16 protein-coding genes are annotated in these 16,723 nt (G+C 30.7%); 9 read left to right on the forward strand and 7 right to left on the reverse strand.

The annotated features are described in order from the left end of the window. Positions 1-12: 12 nt before the first annotated feature. The 4 genes from ACJQQZ_RS01045 to ACJQQZ_RS01060 all read right to left on the reverse strand — a co-directional run bounded on the left by ACJQQZ_RS01045 (position 13) and on the right by ACJQQZ_RS01060 (position 4,326). Complete coding sequence (locus tag ACJQQZ_RS01045) at positions 13-942, reverse strand: diacylglycerol/lipid kinase family protein (protein ID WP_075778905.1); 930 nt, start codon at positions 940-942, stop codon at positions 13-15. 149 nt (positions 943-1,091) lie between these two features. Continuing rightward, positions 1,092-2,597 (reverse strand): peptide MFS transporter, encoded by a 1,506-nt coding sequence (locus ACJQQZ_RS01050; protein WP_002450944.1) that lies wholly within the window; start codon positions 2,595-2,597, stop codon positions 1,092-1,094. 335 nt (positions 2,598-2,932) lie between these two features. Continuing rightward, positions 2,933-3,433: a preQ(1) synthase gene (gene queF / locus ACJQQZ_RS01055; protein ID WP_002450943.1), complete on the reverse strand. Its 501-nt coding sequence runs from the start codon at positions 3,431-3,433 to the stop codon at positions 2,933-2,935. A gap of 23 nt (positions 3,434-3,456) precedes the next feature. Continuing rightward, positions 3,457-4,326 carry a DMT family transporter gene (locus ACJQQZ_RS01060; RefSeq protein ID WP_049423612.1) on the reverse strand — a complete coding sequence of 290 codons (870 nt, stop codon included), beginning with the start codon at positions 4,324-4,326 and terminating at the stop codon, positions 3,457-3,459. A 798-nt stretch (positions 4,327-5,124) separates the two neighbouring features. Here ACJQQZ_RS01060 and nrdI point away from each other — a divergent pair. The 7 genes from nrdI (at position 5,125) to ACJQQZ_RS01095 (ending at position 12,869) form a co-directional block, all read left to right on the forward strand. Beyond that, positions 5,125-5,523 carry a class Ib ribonucleoside-diphosphate reductase assembly flavoprotein NrdI gene (nrdI, locus tag ACJQQZ_RS01065; RefSeq protein ID WP_002450941.1) on the forward strand — a complete coding sequence of 133 codons (399 nt, stop codon included), beginning with the start codon at positions 5,125-5,127 and terminating at the stop codon, positions 5,521-5,523. Continuing rightward, on the forward strand, positions 5,486-7,591 hold the full coding sequence (gene nrdE / locus ACJQQZ_RS01070) for a class 1b ribonucleoside-diphosphate reductase subunit alpha (protein WP_145505765.1): 2,106 nt from the start codon (positions 5,486-5,488) through the stop codon (positions 7,589-7,591). Before nrdI ends, nrdE begins: the two co-directional genes overlap by 38 nt. Positions 7,592-7,834: 243 nt before the next feature. Then, positions 7,835-8,809, forward strand: a complete 975-nt coding sequence (gene nrdF / locus ACJQQZ_RS01075) for a class 1b ribonucleoside-diphosphate reductase subunit beta (RefSeq protein ID WP_002450939.1) — start codon at positions 7,835-7,837, stop codon at positions 8,807-8,809. Positions 8,810-9,035: 226 nt separating this feature from the next. Beyond that, positions 9,036-10,004: an ABC transporter permease gene (locus tag ACJQQZ_RS01080; protein WP_145505762.1), complete on the forward strand. Its 969-nt coding sequence runs from the start codon at positions 9,036-9,038 to the stop codon at positions 10,002-10,004. Next, complete coding sequence (locus ACJQQZ_RS01085; RefSeq protein WP_107546376.1) at positions 9,994-10,953, forward strand: iron chelate uptake ABC transporter family permease subunit; 960 nt, start codon at positions 9,994-9,996, stop codon at positions 10,951-10,953. The genes ACJQQZ_RS01080 and ACJQQZ_RS01085 overlap by 11 nt, the downstream gene beginning before the upstream one ends. Beyond that, positions 10,950-11,723, forward strand: coding sequence for an iron ABC transporter ATP-binding protein (locus ACJQQZ_RS01090; RefSeq protein ID WP_107532210.1), 774 nt, complete (start codon positions 10,950-10,952; stop codon positions 11,721-11,723). Before ACJQQZ_RS01085 ends, ACJQQZ_RS01090 begins: the two co-directional genes overlap by 4 nt. Positions 11,724-11,834: 111 nt before the next feature. Then, positions 11,835-12,869 (forward strand): ferrated catecholamine ABC transporter substrate-binding lipoprotein SstD, encoded by a 1,035-nt coding sequence (locus ACJQQZ_RS01095; RefSeq protein WP_124224553.1) that lies wholly within the window; start codon positions 11,835-11,837, stop codon positions 12,867-12,869. Positions 12,870-12,926: 57 nt separating this feature from the next. Here the strand turns inward: ACJQQZ_RS01095 and ACJQQZ_RS01100 are convergent, their stop codons facing one another. From ACJQQZ_RS01100 to ACJQQZ_RS01110, 3 genes are all read right to left on the reverse strand, one after another. Then, on the reverse strand, positions 12,927-13,241 hold the full coding sequence (locus tag ACJQQZ_RS01100; RefSeq protein WP_049423626.1) for a CHY zinc finger protein: 315 nt from the start codon (positions 13,239-13,241) through the stop codon (positions 12,927-12,929). Between the two features lie 25 nt (positions 13,242-13,266). Beyond that, the gene (gene murB, locus ACJQQZ_RS01105) at positions 13,267-14,193 is read right to left on the reverse strand and encodes a UDP-N-acetylmuramate dehydrogenase (protein ID WP_080548089.1); all 927 of its coding nucleotides are present in this window, start codon (positions 14,191-14,193) and stop codon (positions 13,267-13,269) included. 234 nt (positions 14,194-14,427) lie between these two features. Further along, entirely contained in the window at positions 14,428-14,955 is a 528-nt protein-coding gene (locus tag ACJQQZ_RS01110) for a GrpB family protein (protein ID WP_124228497.1), read from the reverse strand. A gap of 114 nt (positions 14,956-15,069) precedes the next feature. Between ACJQQZ_RS01110 and ACJQQZ_RS01115 the strand changes: the two genes are divergently transcribed. Both ACJQQZ_RS01115 and ytxJ read left to right on the forward strand, forming a co-directional pair. Further along, positions 15,070-15,960: an EMYY motif lipoprotein gene (locus ACJQQZ_RS01115; RefSeq protein WP_002450932.1), complete on the forward strand. Its 891-nt coding sequence runs from the start codon at positions 15,070-15,072 to the stop codon at positions 15,958-15,960. 147 nt (positions 15,961-16,107) lie between these two features. Next, positions 16,108-16,428 carry a bacillithiol system redox-active protein YtxJ gene (gene ytxJ, locus ACJQQZ_RS01120; protein WP_002450931.1) on the forward strand — a complete coding sequence of 107 codons (321 nt, stop codon included), beginning with the start codon at positions 16,108-16,110 and terminating at the stop codon, positions 16,426-16,428. Positions 16,429-16,723 lie beyond the last annotated feature (295 nt).

Genomic DNA, 16,723 nt, shown 5'->3' on the forward strand with positions numbered 1-16,723 from the left:
AGTGCATTGTTATCATTGGTTATTATTTTGATCAGGGAAGGTGAGTAATTTGATGGCATCAGGTAACACTTCGACATTTATAGGTGTCTCTAAAGCAATTTCACCATCAATATCAATTTTCATATTAGGGTCAGTAGTTAGCTTAATTTGTTTACCTGAGACATGATCAATACCTTGTGTGATTTCATTCCAATTCATGCTATCACGCTTTTTAAAGATATCATTAAGAATGCTGAAACTTTGATCATCAAAGATAAAGGTGTTCAATTGACCATCCTGTGGAGATAAATCTGTTAAAGGAATTCTGCTGCCACCAATATTAGGTCCGTTTGCAATTAATATCATTGAGGTATTACCTGTTTTCTCTTCACCATCAATCGTTAATGTGAAGTCGAACTTGCTAGGATCCATTAATGTTTTAACAGTAGAACCAATATAGCTTAATTTACCAAAGATGTCTTTAGAACCATCTTGTACATTTTCAGCATTTTGTACAATTAACCCTAATCCAACGAAATTAAGTGCATACATATCATTAATTTTCATTACATCATATGTTTGTATATGTGATGATAATAATTGCTGACTAGCTAATGTATGATTTGGATTTAGGTTTAATGTTTTAGTAAAGTCATTGAATGTGCCGCCGGGAATAATGCCAATAGGTAAATCTAAGTCATTCTCCATTACACCATTAATCAGTTCATTCACTGTACCATCGCCACCTAAAATAAATAACACATCTATGTCGTTGCCATACTGTCCATTTTTAATAGATTCGCAATAGCCTTTGATATCCCCTTCATTCTCACTTAATTGAATGGAAAAGTGTTTACACATAGAACTTAGAGACTTTGTCACTTCACCTAGACCTTGGTAGATATCTTTTAAGCCACTGTGTTCATGATAGAATAACACACCATGATTATATTTTTTTGTCATCGTCTATACCTACTTTCCTTAAGTTCTTGTTTAATATATTTCAATACCCATTTTTATAGGTAATCAATGAAATTTTATAGTGATTTTTATTATAAACTAAAAAAGCAGTAAGCCGAATCATTTCGACTTACTGCTTGTATTCTAATCTATTATCTAATGCCTCTCATTGCTTTCACAATTTTTGGTGAGAAGGCTAGAATGACTAATGTAATGACGATGACTGTAGTACCTAAGAAAATAAAGTAATTCGTTTGACCTAAAGGATCGATTAATTTAACTAATGTACCGTTAAATGCTTGAGCTGATGCATTAGTTAACAACCATAAACTCATCATTTGAGCATTGAATGCTTTTGGTGCTAATTTAACTGCAGCACTGTTACCAGTAGGTGATAAACACAATTCACCTACAACACAAATGATGTATGAAAGTATAACCCAGTTAACTGAGAAATGAGCACTTCCATAAATGGTACCGATTAATCCTATTAAGATATAAGAGATACCAGCCAAACCAGCACCAATCACAAATTTGATAGGTAAACTTGGTTGGCGTTTACCTAATTTTTGCCAAATTAATGAAACAACAGGTGCAAATAATAAGATGAAAAGTGGGTTAATAGATTGGAAAATCGTTTCACCGAAGTTGGTTTTCCATCCTAATAAGTTTAATTTCATATCTGAATGTTCAATACCATAAATGTTAAGTACGTTAGAACCTTGTTCTTGAATTGCCCAGAACACCATTCCCAGAATAAATAATGGAATAAAGGCTTTAACTCTTGAACGTTCTACATCTGTAACATCTTTACTTCTAATCATTATTGTAAAGTATGAAATTGGTAATACGATACCAAGTACTAAAACAGTATTACTTACTAAGTTGAAAGATAATGTATTCGTTAAGTATGTAACGATGAGTACAACAATAATAATTGCTACAATACCACTAATAATTGCCCCATATTTTTTCTTCTCAGCAGGTGATAGTGGGTTTGTTGGTGTCATACCAACACGACCTAAATTTTTACGGTTGAATAATACGTACCAAACTAAGCCTAATGCCATACCAATAGCTGCAATTAAGAATCCGCCATGGAAGTTTTTGACATTTAAGAATTGTTGCAGAATGATAGGTGAAATTAATGCACCAAAGTTAACTGACATGTAGAAGATAACGAAACCTGCATCCATTCGTGTATCATCTTTAGTATATAATCTACCAACTATATTAGATATATTGGGTTTCATCATCCCAGATCCGATAATAATAAAGAACATTGACGCAAATAAACCTACCATTGCGAATGGTAAACTTAGACAAATATGTCCAATAATGATGAGAACGGCACCAATTAATGTGGCACCTCTTGTACCTGTAATTCGGTCAGCAATCCAACCACCTGGAATACATGACATGTATATTAATGCTCCATATACTGACATGATTGACATTGCCGTTGTTTTATCGATGCCTAATCCATGATCTGCAATAGCGTAGTACATATAGAATAGTAACATCGCACGCATGCCGTAATAACTAAATCTCTCCCAAAATTCTACGAAGAATAAAACACCTAAACCTCTTGGATGTCCAAAAAACCCTGTTTGTGGTATTTCTTGAACTGCTTGTTCATGGGAATTATTTGCTTTCATATAATCATCCCAACCTTTCTGTTCCCTTAACACTAACGTTATATTGGTTTTTAAAAATTGTACTATTGAAATTAAAAAGTTGCAATAATATTCTAAAAATTATAAATAAGAAAATTCTGTCAATTCCTTCGAATTAATTATATGAAATGTTCATATAAAATTGAGACTCATTAATTTAATAAACTATAGTACTAATATATATAAAAATACGCTTTAACTTAATAAAGTGCAAGAGTTTTTTGAAAATTAAACAAAAAAACTTTAGTACAATTTGAAATTATCTTTGTAAGATGTTTTCAATGTACTAAAGTTAATTTTTAATATTCGCTAAAAGATTAGCGATTGTCTACATTTTCAGGATACATATCATGATTCATCATTCTATGTTCTGCCATTTTTTCATATTTTGAATTAGGGCGACCATAATTTGTATATGGATCGATGGAAATACCACCACGTGGAGTGAATTTACCCCATACTTCAATGTAATGAGGATCCATTAATTCAATTAAATCATTCATAATGATATTCATACAATCCTCATGGAAGTCACCATGGTTTCTAAAGCTAAATAAGTATAATTTTAAAGATTTAGATTCAACCATTTTAATGTTAGGAATGTATGAAATGTATATTGTTGCGAAATCTGGTTGTCCTGTAATAGGGCATAGTGATGTGAATTCTGGACAATTAAACTTTACAAAGTAATCTCTACCTTGGTGTTTATTATCAAATGTTTCTAAAACATCTGGTCTGTAATCAAAGTTATATGTGTTATTTTGGTTTCCTAGTAATGTTATATCTTGTAATTCATCATTTTGACGTCCTTGTGCCAAATGAATCACTCCTTATCATATGATTAATTTTGTTGTTGTTGATTTGATTCGCGACGTGCTTTTTCGAACATATAGTAACTTGCACTTATAATGACAACATATCCGATTGTTGATAATAAATCAGGTGTTTCACCAAATAATATGAAGCCGAATATTGCTGTAAATATAATTGAAGCATAAGTGAAAATAGATATATCTTTTGCTGCTGCGAAACTATAGGCTAGTGTGATTCCAATTTGGCCCACTGCAGCTGATAAACCTGCGCCGAATAAATATAATAATTGTAATTTACTCATTGGTTCAAATGTAAAGATTGAAAATGGGATAAGTACAATTACTGAGAATAGTGAAAAATAAAATACAATGGTGTAGGGTGCTTCTCTAGTACTTAAAGCACGGACACAAGTATATGCTGATGCAGCAAATATACCTGAAAGTAGTCCAATTAATGCTGGTATAAACGAAGAAGAAAATTCTGGTTTTACAATAAGTAACATACCGAGTATTGCAACGATCATTGCTGAAATTTGATATTTTCGTACTTTTTCATGTAAAAAGATAAAACATAATAATATAGTCCAGAAGGGGTTTAATTTCATTAATGTATCAGCGTCACTCAATACCATATGATCAAGTGCATATATATTAAGCAATACACCTATTAAACCGAGTGTTGACCTTGAGATAAGTAATGGTTGGCTACTTAATTTACCAAACATTGGTTGTTTATATTTAAATATGAAGAATAATGGTATGAACATTGCAACTAAATTTCTTGCTAGAGACTTTTGAAATACAGGTAAATCGCCTGATAATCTGAAGAAGACAGACATAAAACTAAAGCCTATCGCAGATATTAGTATTGCAATTATACCTTTGATTTTAGGATTCAATACTATCGCCTCATTCATAAAAGTTTAACGTTATTATAGTAGCATAAATGATGTCGATATGCATAAAAGACTTGAAAAAACAGTGGGTGAAATATATAATCATAATACGAACGTACGTTCTGTTAAGGAAGAGTCATAATCTAGTTTCAAATCATTTGTGAGAATTAAAATGATTGCATATAACTGAAAACGATTGCAGTTTAATTTTGATTCTTCATTGATTGTATCCTTTATTTTGACAGGGTTGAGCTAGAATCAAGACCTTAAGCTTAATGTATAATTTTTTATAAAAAGCAAGTAATTTTAACTGAAAAATTTTTTTATTTTTATTTGTGTAAGACTAAAGGTGTAGTGGTGCATGTTCAGAAGAAAAGACGAACATTTGACATAAAACTTTAACTTTAAATAAGTTTAGGTATTATGTATAATGAAACACAGAATATAGTATCGATATTGATAAACAGACACAATATATTGTGTCTGTAGCTGATACTAATAAATGGAATAATCTTAATTTAAATGCAAAATGACACTAGTAATTATAGAATAATCTCTCGTTTACAGTGTTTCCGCACAAAATGTTTACTTATACTATATAGATCTACATTTCTAATCAACCACAATATCTTGTGGTTCAAAATAAAATCTAATATCAAGATAAGGTCATATAATTTTTATAAACTTTTCTTTTAGTGACTCATTTCATTCTACAACACTATATTTTGTAGGAAGCTTTCCTGTCATGATAGGAGAACTTCTTTTTTAATTGTTTAAAGATTGGTGAAAGAAGGCGATCCAATGAAAGTAGTATATTTCTCATTTTCAGGTAATGTACGCAGATTTATTAAACGTGCTGAAATCGAAAATGTAATGGAAATTACATCAGAAAATTGTACGGATCCTATTAATGAACCATATATTTTAGTTACTGGAACAATAGGCTTTGGCGAAGTACCACAACAAGTACAATCATTTCTAGATGTTAATCATTCATATCTCAGAGCGGTAGCTGCCAGTGGTAATAGAAACTGGGGTCAAAATTTTGCTAAAGCAGGGCGCTCTATTTCTGAAGACTATAATGTACCGTTGTTAATGAAGTTTGAAGTGCAAGGCACTAATAAAGACGTTATCGAATTTAAAAACAAGGTGGGTAATTTTAATGAAAACTATGGACGAGAAGAAGTACAATCACATTGAATTAAATAATGAAGTTACAAAACGAAAAGATAATGGTTTTTTTTATTTAGAAAAAGACCAAGAAGCGCTCAAAGTATATTTGGAAGAAATCCACGACAAAACGATTTATTTCGATAGCGAAATTGAACGTTTACACTATCTTGTAGACAATAACTTCTATTTCAATGTTTTTGAAAAATACAGTGATTCAGACTTAGTAGAAATCACAGAATATGCGAAGTCAATTAACTTCCAATTTGCTAGTTACATGTCTGCAAGTAAATTTTACAAAGACTATGCACTTAAAACGAATGATAAACAACAATATTTAGAAGATTATAATCAACACGTTGCCATTGTTTCAATGTACTTAGCTAATGGAGACAAAGATCAAGCTAAACAATTTATTTCAGCTATGGTAGAACAACGTTATCAACCTGCAACACCTACATTTTTAAATGCGGGTAGAGCAAGACGTGGAGAATTAGTTTCTTGCTTCTTATTAGAAGTGGATGATAGCTTGAATTCTATCAACTTTATTGATTCAACCGCGAAACAATTAAGTAAAATTGGCGGTGGCGTTGCAATTAATTTATCTAAATTACGTGCACGTGGTGAAGCAATTAAAGGTATAAAAGGTGTAGCCAAAGGTGTATTACCTGTTGCTAAGTCACTCGAAGGTGGATTTAGTTATGCAGATCAATTAGGTCAAAGACCTGGCGCAGGTGCTGTATATTTAAACATCTTCCACTATGATGTTGAAGAGTTTTTAGATACTAAAAAAGTAAATGCAGATGAAGATTTACGTTTATCAACTATCTCTACAGGCTTAATCGTGCCTTCTAAATTCTTCGACCTAGCAAAAGAAGGTAAAGACTTCTACATGTTTGCGCCACACACTGTAAAACAAGAGTATGGTGTGACTTTAGATGATATTGATTTAGAAAAATATTATGATGACATGGTTGCAAACCCTAACGTAGAGAAAAAGAAAAAAGATGCACGTGAAATGTTAAATACAATTGCTCAAACGCAATTACAATCTGGTTATCCATATTTGATGTTCAAAGATAATGCGAACAAAGTACATGCTAATTCAGATATTGGTCAAATTAAAATGAGTAATTTATGTACTGAAATTTTCCAATTACAAGAAACATCTATTATTAATGATTATGGTACAGAAGATGAAATTAAACGAGATATTTCATGTAACTTAGGTTCATTAAATATTGTGAATGTCATGGAATCCCAAAAATTTAGAGATTCGGTTCATACTGGTATGGACGCATTAACAGTTGTTAGTGATGAAGCGAATATTCAAAACGCACCTGGCGTTAAAAAAGCTAATAGTGAGTTACATTCTGTAGGACTTGGTGTAATGAATTTACATGGTTACCTAGCTAAAAATAAAATTGGTTATGAGTCAGAAGAAGCTAAAGATTTCGCTAACATCTTCTTCATGATGATGAACTATTATTCAATTGAGCGTTCAATGCAAATTGCAAAAGAACGTGGAGAAAAATATCTTGATTTTGATAAATCAGATTATGCAAATGGAAAATATTTCGAGTTCTATACTTCACAAGAATTTGAACCACAATTTGAAAAAGTACGCGAATTATTCAAAGGTTTTGAAATTCCTACAGCAGAAGATTGGAAAGCATTACAAAAAGATGTAGAGCAATACGGTCTATATCATGCTTATCGCTTAGCAATTGCACCAACACAAAGTATTTCATATGTGCAAAATGCAACAAGCTCAGTAATGCCTATCGTTGATCAAATCGAGCGACGTACTTATGGTAATGCTGAAACATTTTATCCAATGCCATTCTTATCACCTGAAACAATGTGGTATTACAAATCAGCATTTAATACAGATCAAATGAAATTAATTGATTTAGTATCAACTATTCAAACACATGTTGATCAAGGTATTTCAACTATTTTATATGTTAATTCAGAAATTTCTACACGTGAACTTTCTCGATTATATGTATATGCACATCATAAAGGTTTAAAATCTTTATATTACACACGTAATAAATTATTAAGTGTAGAAGAATGTACAAGTTGTGCAATTTAATACGATAAATAAACGTGATACATTAAATAGTAAGTATTATTATTGAAGTGGATTATAGAATATTAAGATTTAAAAAGGTTGGGACTACACGTTGACTTTAGAGAGCATATTTAGTATTTCTCAAAGTATGCAACGTAGATGTTCTAACCTTGAAATACATAACCTTAATAAGGATTTTGGTAGTTTAATTGATTATCTATGGCTATCTATCATCTTAATTAAAGGATAGGAGGATTATTATTCATGAAGGCCGTCAATTGGAATACCCAAGAAGATATGACAAATATGTTTTGGCGTCAAAATATCTCTCAAATGTGGGTAGAAACAGAATTTAAAGTATCAAAAGATATTGCAAGTTGGAAAACATTATCTGAAGCCGAAAAAAATACATTTAAAAAGGCATTAGCTGGTTTAACAGGGTTAGACACGCATCAAGCAGATGATGGAATGCCATTAATCATGCTTCACACAACTGATTTAAGAAAAAAAGCCGTTTATTCGTTTATGGCAATGATGGAACAAATTCATGCTAAAAGTTATTCTCATATTTTCACTACATTATTACCATCTAGTGAAACGAACTATTTATTAGATACTTGGGTAATTGAAGAGCCACATTTAAAATACAAATCAGACAAAATCATCGAAAACTACCATAAATTGTGGGGGAAAGAAGCCTCAATTTTTGACCAATATATTGCTAGAGTATCAAGTGTTTTCTTAGAAACATTCTTATTCTACTCTGGATTCTATTATCCGCTTTATCTAGCTGGTCAAGGTAAAATGACAACATCTGGTGAAATTATTCGTAAAATCTTATTAGATGAATCGATACATGGTGTGTTTACAGGTCTAGATGCACAAAGTTTAAGAAATGAGCTTTCTGAAAGTGAAAAACAACGTGCAGATCAAGAAATGTACAAATTGTTAAAAGAACTTTATGATAATGAAGTATCATATACGCATCTTCTATATGATGATATTGGCTTAGCTGAAGATGTGCTTAATTACGTTAAATACAACGGAAATAAAGCATTATCAAATCTTGGATTTGAACCATATTTTGAAGAACGTGAATTCAATCCAATTATTGAAAATGCTTTAGATACAACAACTAAAAACCATGATTTCTTCTCTGTAAAAGGTGATGGTTATACACTAGCTTTAAATGTTGAAGCATTACGAGATGAAGATTTCATATTTGATGATGAAAAATAAAATAGATTTAGCTCTAATTTTACTATACTTGTGTACGCACAATGAAAGTAAAATTAGGGCTTTTTTTATGTGCAATGAACTAAAAACATAAAAATAATCTAATTTATAACAATATTTATAGATAACCTATTGAAAATGACAAGGAAATTCTGTAACATTTTAATTGATAACGATTATCATTATCGTACAATCGTTACCAAGGATAACTATTCAAGGAGAAAGTGTTATGAAGTTTTTATTAAAGGGATATGTTTTACTCATCTTTCTCGTCGTGCTTACGATTCTCTCTCTATTTATCGGTGTTAGCCAAATATCAATCTCCGATATTTTCCACCTTACCGATGATCAATTAAATATCATTTTATCGAGTCGTATTCCTCGAACAGTTAGTATTCTCATATCAGGTAGTACGTTGGCAATAGCAGGTTTAATCATGCAACAAATGATGCAAAATAAATTTGTGAGTCCAACAACAGCTGGCACAATGGAGTGGGCTAAGTTGGGTATTCTTTTATCACTTATTTTATTCCCTAAAGGTCACATACTTATTAAATTAATATTTGCAGTTATTTGTAGCGTCGGTGGTACTTATTTCTTCGTGAAATTAGTACAACTGATTAGAGTGAAAGAAGTCATCTTTATACCGTTATTAGGTATTATGCTTGGAGGTATTGTTTCAAGTTTTACTACATTTATCGCATTGAGAACTAATGCAGTACAAAGTATTGGAAATTGGCTAAATGGAAATTTTGCTATTATTACAAGTGGTCGTTATGAAGTTCTATATCAAAGTATACCGTTCTTATTAATTACATATATATTTGCAAATCATTTTACGATTGCTGGTATGGGCAAAGATTTTAGCCATAACTTAGGTGTGAATTATGAAAAAATCATTAATATCGCATTGTTTATAACTGCAACAATCACTGCACTTGTAGTCGTTACTGTTGGAACATTACCATTTCTCGGACTCATTGTTCCTAATATTATTTCAATATATCGAGGGGACCATTTAAAACATGCCTTACCTCATACGATGATGTTAGGTTCTATATTTGTGCTTATTTCAGATATTGTAGGACGCTTAATTGTTTATCCTTATGAAATTAACATAGGTCTAACTATTGGTGTTTTTGGAACGATTATATTCCTTATCTTAATGATGAAAGGTAGGGAGAATTATGCTAACTAATGTTAATAAAAAGCTTTTTTTATTAGGGGTAATCACAATAATTATAGCGACTTTATACTTAATTTTAGGTATTGATTTCGAAATATTTGATTATCAAATTCAAAGTCGTTTAAGAAAATTTATCTTAATTATATTAGTAGGTGGCGCTATTGGCACGTCAGTTGTCATTTTTCAAGCGATAACAACAAATCGCTTACTAACACCTTCTATTATTGGTTTAGATTCAGTCTATTTATTCGTCAAAATATTACCTGTTTTTTTATTAGGTACTCAATCGACAATCGTTAATAACGTGTATATCAATTTTTTAATTACGTTAGTGACAATGGTGTTATTTGCTTTAATTCTGTTTCAAGTTTTATTTAAAGTAGGTCATTTTTCGGTCTATTTCATTTTATTGATTGGTGTAATATTAGGCACATTTTTTAGAAGTATTACTGGTTTTATCCAATTAATTATGGATCCAGAGTCATTTTTAGCGGTTCAAAATACCATGTTTGCTAACTTTGATGCTTCTAATTCTAAACTTGTCGGATTTTCAGCTATTTTATTAATCATTTTAATAGGTATAACTATAGTGCTGATACCCTATTTAGATGTGTTATTACTAGGAAAAGCACAAGCTATCAATTTAGGTGTTAATTATGAAAATGTAACAAGATTAATGCTTATTCTTGTCGCTATTTTAGTATCTATTTCAACGGCATTAGTTGGGCCGATTACATTTTTAGGATTACTTACTGTCAATTTAGCTCATGAATTTATGAAAACTTATGAACATAAATATATTTTACCCGCTACAATATGTTTCAGTTGGATATGTTTATTTATTGCTCAATGGGTTGTTGAACATCTTTTCGAAGCTACTACAGAAGTAAGTATCATCATTGACCTCATAGGTGGAAGTTACTTTATTTACTTATTAGTTAAAGGGAGAAATGCAAATTGATCCAAATTCAAAATTTAAATAAATCAATTCAAAAGAAGTCCATATTAAAAGATATCAATGTCAATATCGAAAAGGGGAAGATTACCTCTTTGATAGGGCCTAATGGTGCAGGAAAAAGTACTTTGCTATCTGCAATTACAAAATTAATGAGTATCGATAGTGGCACAGTCAAAATTGAAGATAAAGAAATGTCTTTTTATAGGACGGATGAACTTGCTCAGAAAATTTCAATACTAAAACAAACTAATCACACAGATATGAATATTACTGTAGAGCAATTAGTGAATTTTGGCAGATTTCCTTATTGTAAGGGTCATCTTAAAAAAGAAGATAAAGAGCAAGTTAAATATGCCTTAGATTTATTACAGTTAAACGACATTAAAGATAGGAATATTAAAACTTTGTCCGGTGGTCAGCGTCAGAGAGCATATATCGCTATGACAATTGCACAAAATACTGAGTACATTTTGTTAGATGAGCCATTAAATAATTTAGATATGAAACATTCCGTTCAAATTATGCAGACATTGCGTACATTAGCACAGCAATTAGATAAAACAATCGTTATTGTATTACATGATATTAATTTTGCGTCATGTTATTCAGATCATATTATTGCATTAAAACATGGTGAATTAGTACGTGCTGGAAAAAATGAAGACGTTTTACAAACTGAGGTATTAAGAGAATTATATGAAATGGATGTCAAAGTAGAATGGGTTAATGGACAACGCATATGTCTGTATTACGATGAACAAATTCTTTCATAAAGTGAACATTTAAACCACTAAGGGAGTGATGCTTATAGTGAGTAAATAATTAATAAAGAAGAACATGTTACTCAGCCAATCGTGAAAAATTACAAAAGGAGTTACTACATAATGAAAAAATCAATTTTAGTCTTAATAATATCTTTAGTATTTATATTAGCAGCATGTGGTAATCAATCTAATAATAGTCAATCAAATTCGAAATCGAAGAAAAGTGATTCGAAAGATACTGTTAAAATAGAAAATAACTATGAAGCACAAGGAAAGGAAAAAGATGGCAGTGATGCTAAGAAGGTTAAAGAGACGGTCGAAGTTCCTAAAAACCCCAAAAATGCTGTCGTTTTAGATTATGGTGTATTAAATGATATGAAAGAAATGGGACTTTCAAGTAAAGTTAAAGCATTACCAAAAGGTGAAGGCGGAAAATCTCTACCAGATTTCTTAGAAGATTTTAAATCAGATAAATATATAAACTCTGGTAACTTAAAACAAGTTAATTTCGATAAAGTAGCTAAAGCCAAACCAGAAGTGATTTTTATTTCAGGTAGAACAGCTAATCAGAAAAATTTAGATGAATTTAAAAAAGCTGCACCAAAAGCAAAAATTGTATATATGGGTGCGGATAATAAAGATGTTATCAACTCTATGAAGGATAACACTGAAAAATTAGGTAAAATCTACGACAAGGAAGATAAAGCGAAAGATTTAACTAAACAATTAGATAAAAAAGTAGATACAATGAAAAACAAAACATCTAAATTTGATAAGAAAGTGATGTACTTATTAGTAAATGAAGGTGAGTTATCTACATTCGGCCCAGGTTCACGATTTGGTGGATTGGTATTTGATACACTAGGCTTTAAACCAGTTGATAAAGATGTAAGTAAAGGTCCGCATGGTCAAAATGTTAATAATGAATATATTAACAAAAATAATCCTGATGTGATTTTAGCTATGGATAGAGGACAGGTTGTAGCAAATAATGCAACAGCTAAGAAGACATTAAACAATAAAGTATTAAAAAATGTTAAAGCTGTAAAAGAACATAAAATTTATGAACTTGACCCTAAACTTTGGTATTTCTCATCTGGTTCAACAACTACAACAATGAAACAAATTGATGAATTAGAAAAAGTAGTAAAATAATATAAGAAAGCGCTAAAGGCATTAAATAATATGCTTTTAGCGCTTTTGCTTTATATATTAAATTTCAAAATATAGATGGTAATGAAATTTACATCTATGATTGAAGTGGGATTGACATCTGGGGCAAGATTCGACCATCATGTAATCGTTAATTGTCATCTGATGTTTACAAACACCACACATAATGGCTTGTTGGTCGAATTCATCTTCACTCCAACGTTGAATAGGGTGTGCTTCGTGTTCATTATGACATTGATAACAAGGATAGTATTTATCACAACATTTGAATTTAATAGCAATAATATCTAAAAAAGAGTGATAATGTATACATCTTGTTTCATTATCAATCATTGAACCATAGACCTTAGTCATTGAAACAAACCTCCGATATTAATCTTTATTCAGTGTCAGGATGTTCGCCAATGATTCGTACTTCAGTGTTTAATTCTACATCAAATTTATCTTTAACTGTTTGCTGCACGTAATGGATTAAATCTTCATAGTCTGTCGCAGTACCATTATCTACATTGACCATAAATCCAGCGTGTTTAGTAGAAACTTCTACACCGCCAATACGATGGCCTTGTAGATCAGAATCTTGGATTAATTTACCAGCAAAGTGACCTGGTGGTCTTTGGAAAACACTACCACATGAAGGGTACTCAAGTGGTTGCTTTGATTCACGACGTTCAGTTAAATCATCCATTTTCGCTTGTATTTCTTTTAAGTTTCCTGGTTCTAGTGTGAAAGCTGCCTCTAACACTACGAGATGTTTTTTCTGTACAATACTATTTCTATAATCTAATTCTAATTCTTGTGTTGTTAATTTAATTAAATCTCCATCTTCATTAACGCATAACGCATAATCAATACAGTCTTTAACTTCGCCACCATAAGCACCTGCATTCATGAAAACGGCGCCACCGATTGAACCAGGAATACCACATGCAAATTCTAATCCCGTAAGTGCATAATCTCTTGCAACACGTGAGACATCAATAATAGCCGCACCACTACCAGCAATAATGGCATCATCTGATACTTCGATATGTTTAAGTGATAACAAGCTTAATACGATACCTCTAATACCGCCTTCACGGATAATAATATTCGAACCGTTTCCTAGATATGTGACAGGAATATTATGTTGGTTTGCATATTTTACAATGGCTTGTACCTCTTCATTTTTAGTAGGTGATAAGTAAAAATCTGCTTTACCACCAGTTTCAGTATAAGTATATTTTTTTAGGGGTTCATCTACTTCAATAATGTCGTTTGGAATAATTTCTTGCAAACCTTTTAAAATGTCGTTTTTATTCACTATCCGTACGTCCTTTCTTTGATCAATACTAATATTTTTATTATATCAATTTTAGTTGTTATTTGCGAAATATGAAGATATTTAACGCTAAGATAATTGATTCTCGTTGTATATAATGCATAGTTCTTTTAATTCTAAATATATGTTATATAATTAAAATGCATAATTTATTTAATTTTGCGTTTGGGAAATAGATATTGACTGCTACATCAATTTAATAAGCTTTCTTTTACATATTTATGTGTTATGACCATACTGTTTATAAATGTTTTCAAAAATAGTTTGTTTTTGATTTTCATATTGTCTTATCGTATCAATATGATGCAATAGTTTCTCCTTTTTAGTCGCAAATTGGTTAGCAATCTTCTTATGATGACTTAATAACTCATCAACTTTTTGATATTGCTCAAATAACGGTGTATCTAATTGAATGATATGTAAGCGAACTTCTTGCTTTAAATCTTTAAGATTATTAAACTTAGCCATCATGACTTTCTTTTTATATGAATGGTGTAAACGATAAAATCCAGCGTAATTTAATCGTTTTTCGTCTAAAGCCGTAATATCATGTAAATTATCTACGCCAATAAGTATGTCAAGGATAGGTTCTGTATCATAATTGAAATGTCGAGTTCCACCAATATGTTGCGTAAATTTAACAGGTGAATCTAGCAAATTAAATAATAACGTACGCGTTTCTTGATATAGCGTGTCGAAATAGTCATTATTTTGATATTTAATAAGAGGTTGAACATGACCGTACATGGTTTTTCTCCTTTGTGTTGAATTAATAAGGTATAAAGTCTGAGATACTATAACATAATTCATTTTCTTAATAAATACGTTTTTGTATAATGTTCAATGGTAAGGGGTGCAAATATGAAAAAAATAGTACTTATCCCAATGATATTTTTACTTATCGTTGCCTTAACAGCATGTAGTAATAAAACCGATTCAGATTTAAGTCACTTTGAAAGTAAATTAGATGAAGTTAATCAAAAACAAGACAAGCTTGAAAAAGTGATGGATGAAATCAATCTAAAAGAATTGGATCACTTAAGTAAGACAGATACAACTGATAAAAACAGAAAAGAATTTATCAAACTTCAAGATGACATAAATGAGCAATTAATACCTGCATTTAAAGATTATGAAAAATCAGCGAAACAATTACCAGCAGAAACGCACGATGTAAAAGTATTAAAAGCAAAATACCTTAAAACAGTCAAAACAAAGAAAAAATCGATATATGATGTAAAAGAATTTGTGGATTTGTGTAATGATTCAATCAAAGATAATGAAGATATTTTAGATTACACAAAGTTATTTGAAAAAAATCGTTCGCAAGTTGAAAAGAAAATCAAAAATGCTTCGAACCAAGAAGACGCAGATCAATTAACTTCAAAACTGGAAAGTAATAATAAAGATTTAAAGGAAACGGCTCAAAAACATCTAGATACATCATCAAGCAATGCTAAATCAGCGAAAAAAGCAATCAAAAATTATATTTCTCCATTAATTGAAAAACAAATTAAAGACATCAATCAAACGAATATATCAGATAAAAATGTGAATGATGCACGTAAAAATGCGATTGAGATGTACTATAGTTTACAAAATTATTATGACACTCGTATTGATACCATAGAAGTTGGTGAAAAAATTTCTAAAATTAATGTCGAAAAGTTACCAAAAGAGGGTAAAGACATAGATAGGAAAGATAAGGCATTTAATTCGGAATTAAAAAAGGTTAAACAAAAAAGCGATTAATTTTGATTAGAATTAAATAAATTAAATAACCATGGTTAACATTGCTAAGTAAAATGTGTATAATTGTACCCACTGATATAATTTTTGGGATATGAATATCACGCATATGCTCAGAAAATGTGATAAATACTTTTAGAGGTGAATAGAATGGCTATAAAGCTGAGTTCGATTGACCAGTTTGAACAAGTGTTAGAAGAAAATAAATATGTTTTTGTTTTAAAACATAGCGAAACTTGTCCAATTTCTGCAAATGCGTATGATCAGTTTAATAAATTTTTATATGAACGCGATATGGACGGTTACTATTTAATAGTACAACAGGAGCGCAAATTATCGGACTACATTGCTGAAAAGACAAATGTCAAACATGAATCACCACAGGCATTTTACTTTATAGATGGTGAAATGAAATGGAATGCGTCACACAGTGACATCAATGTTTCGTCATTAGCGCAAGCAGAAGAATAATGAATCACTAACAAATGAATAAAGAACATCAAAGTTATATTACTTCATTGATGTTCGCTCAAATGATGGAAGCCATTTTATTACGGATAGAGTAATAAGATGGCTTTTTAATTGCGATTGTAAAAAGGTAAGTTAATCGTTTATGCTTTAATTGAGAATAGTATATAATAGACCAATATTCATATTACTCATAGTTTAATAAAGATTATGATAGTGTTTATCATGAAATCATGCACATTCACATGTATAATATGTTAGTGTACAACACAAATAGATTAATGAATATGTTATAAAT

Origin of the sequence: Staphylococcus sp. KUGN1 (genome assembly GCF_045984185.1) — a bacterium.
Taxonomy (GTDB): Bacteria; Bacillota; Bacilli; order Staphylococcales; family Staphylococcaceae; genus Staphylococcus; species Staphylococcus warneri_A.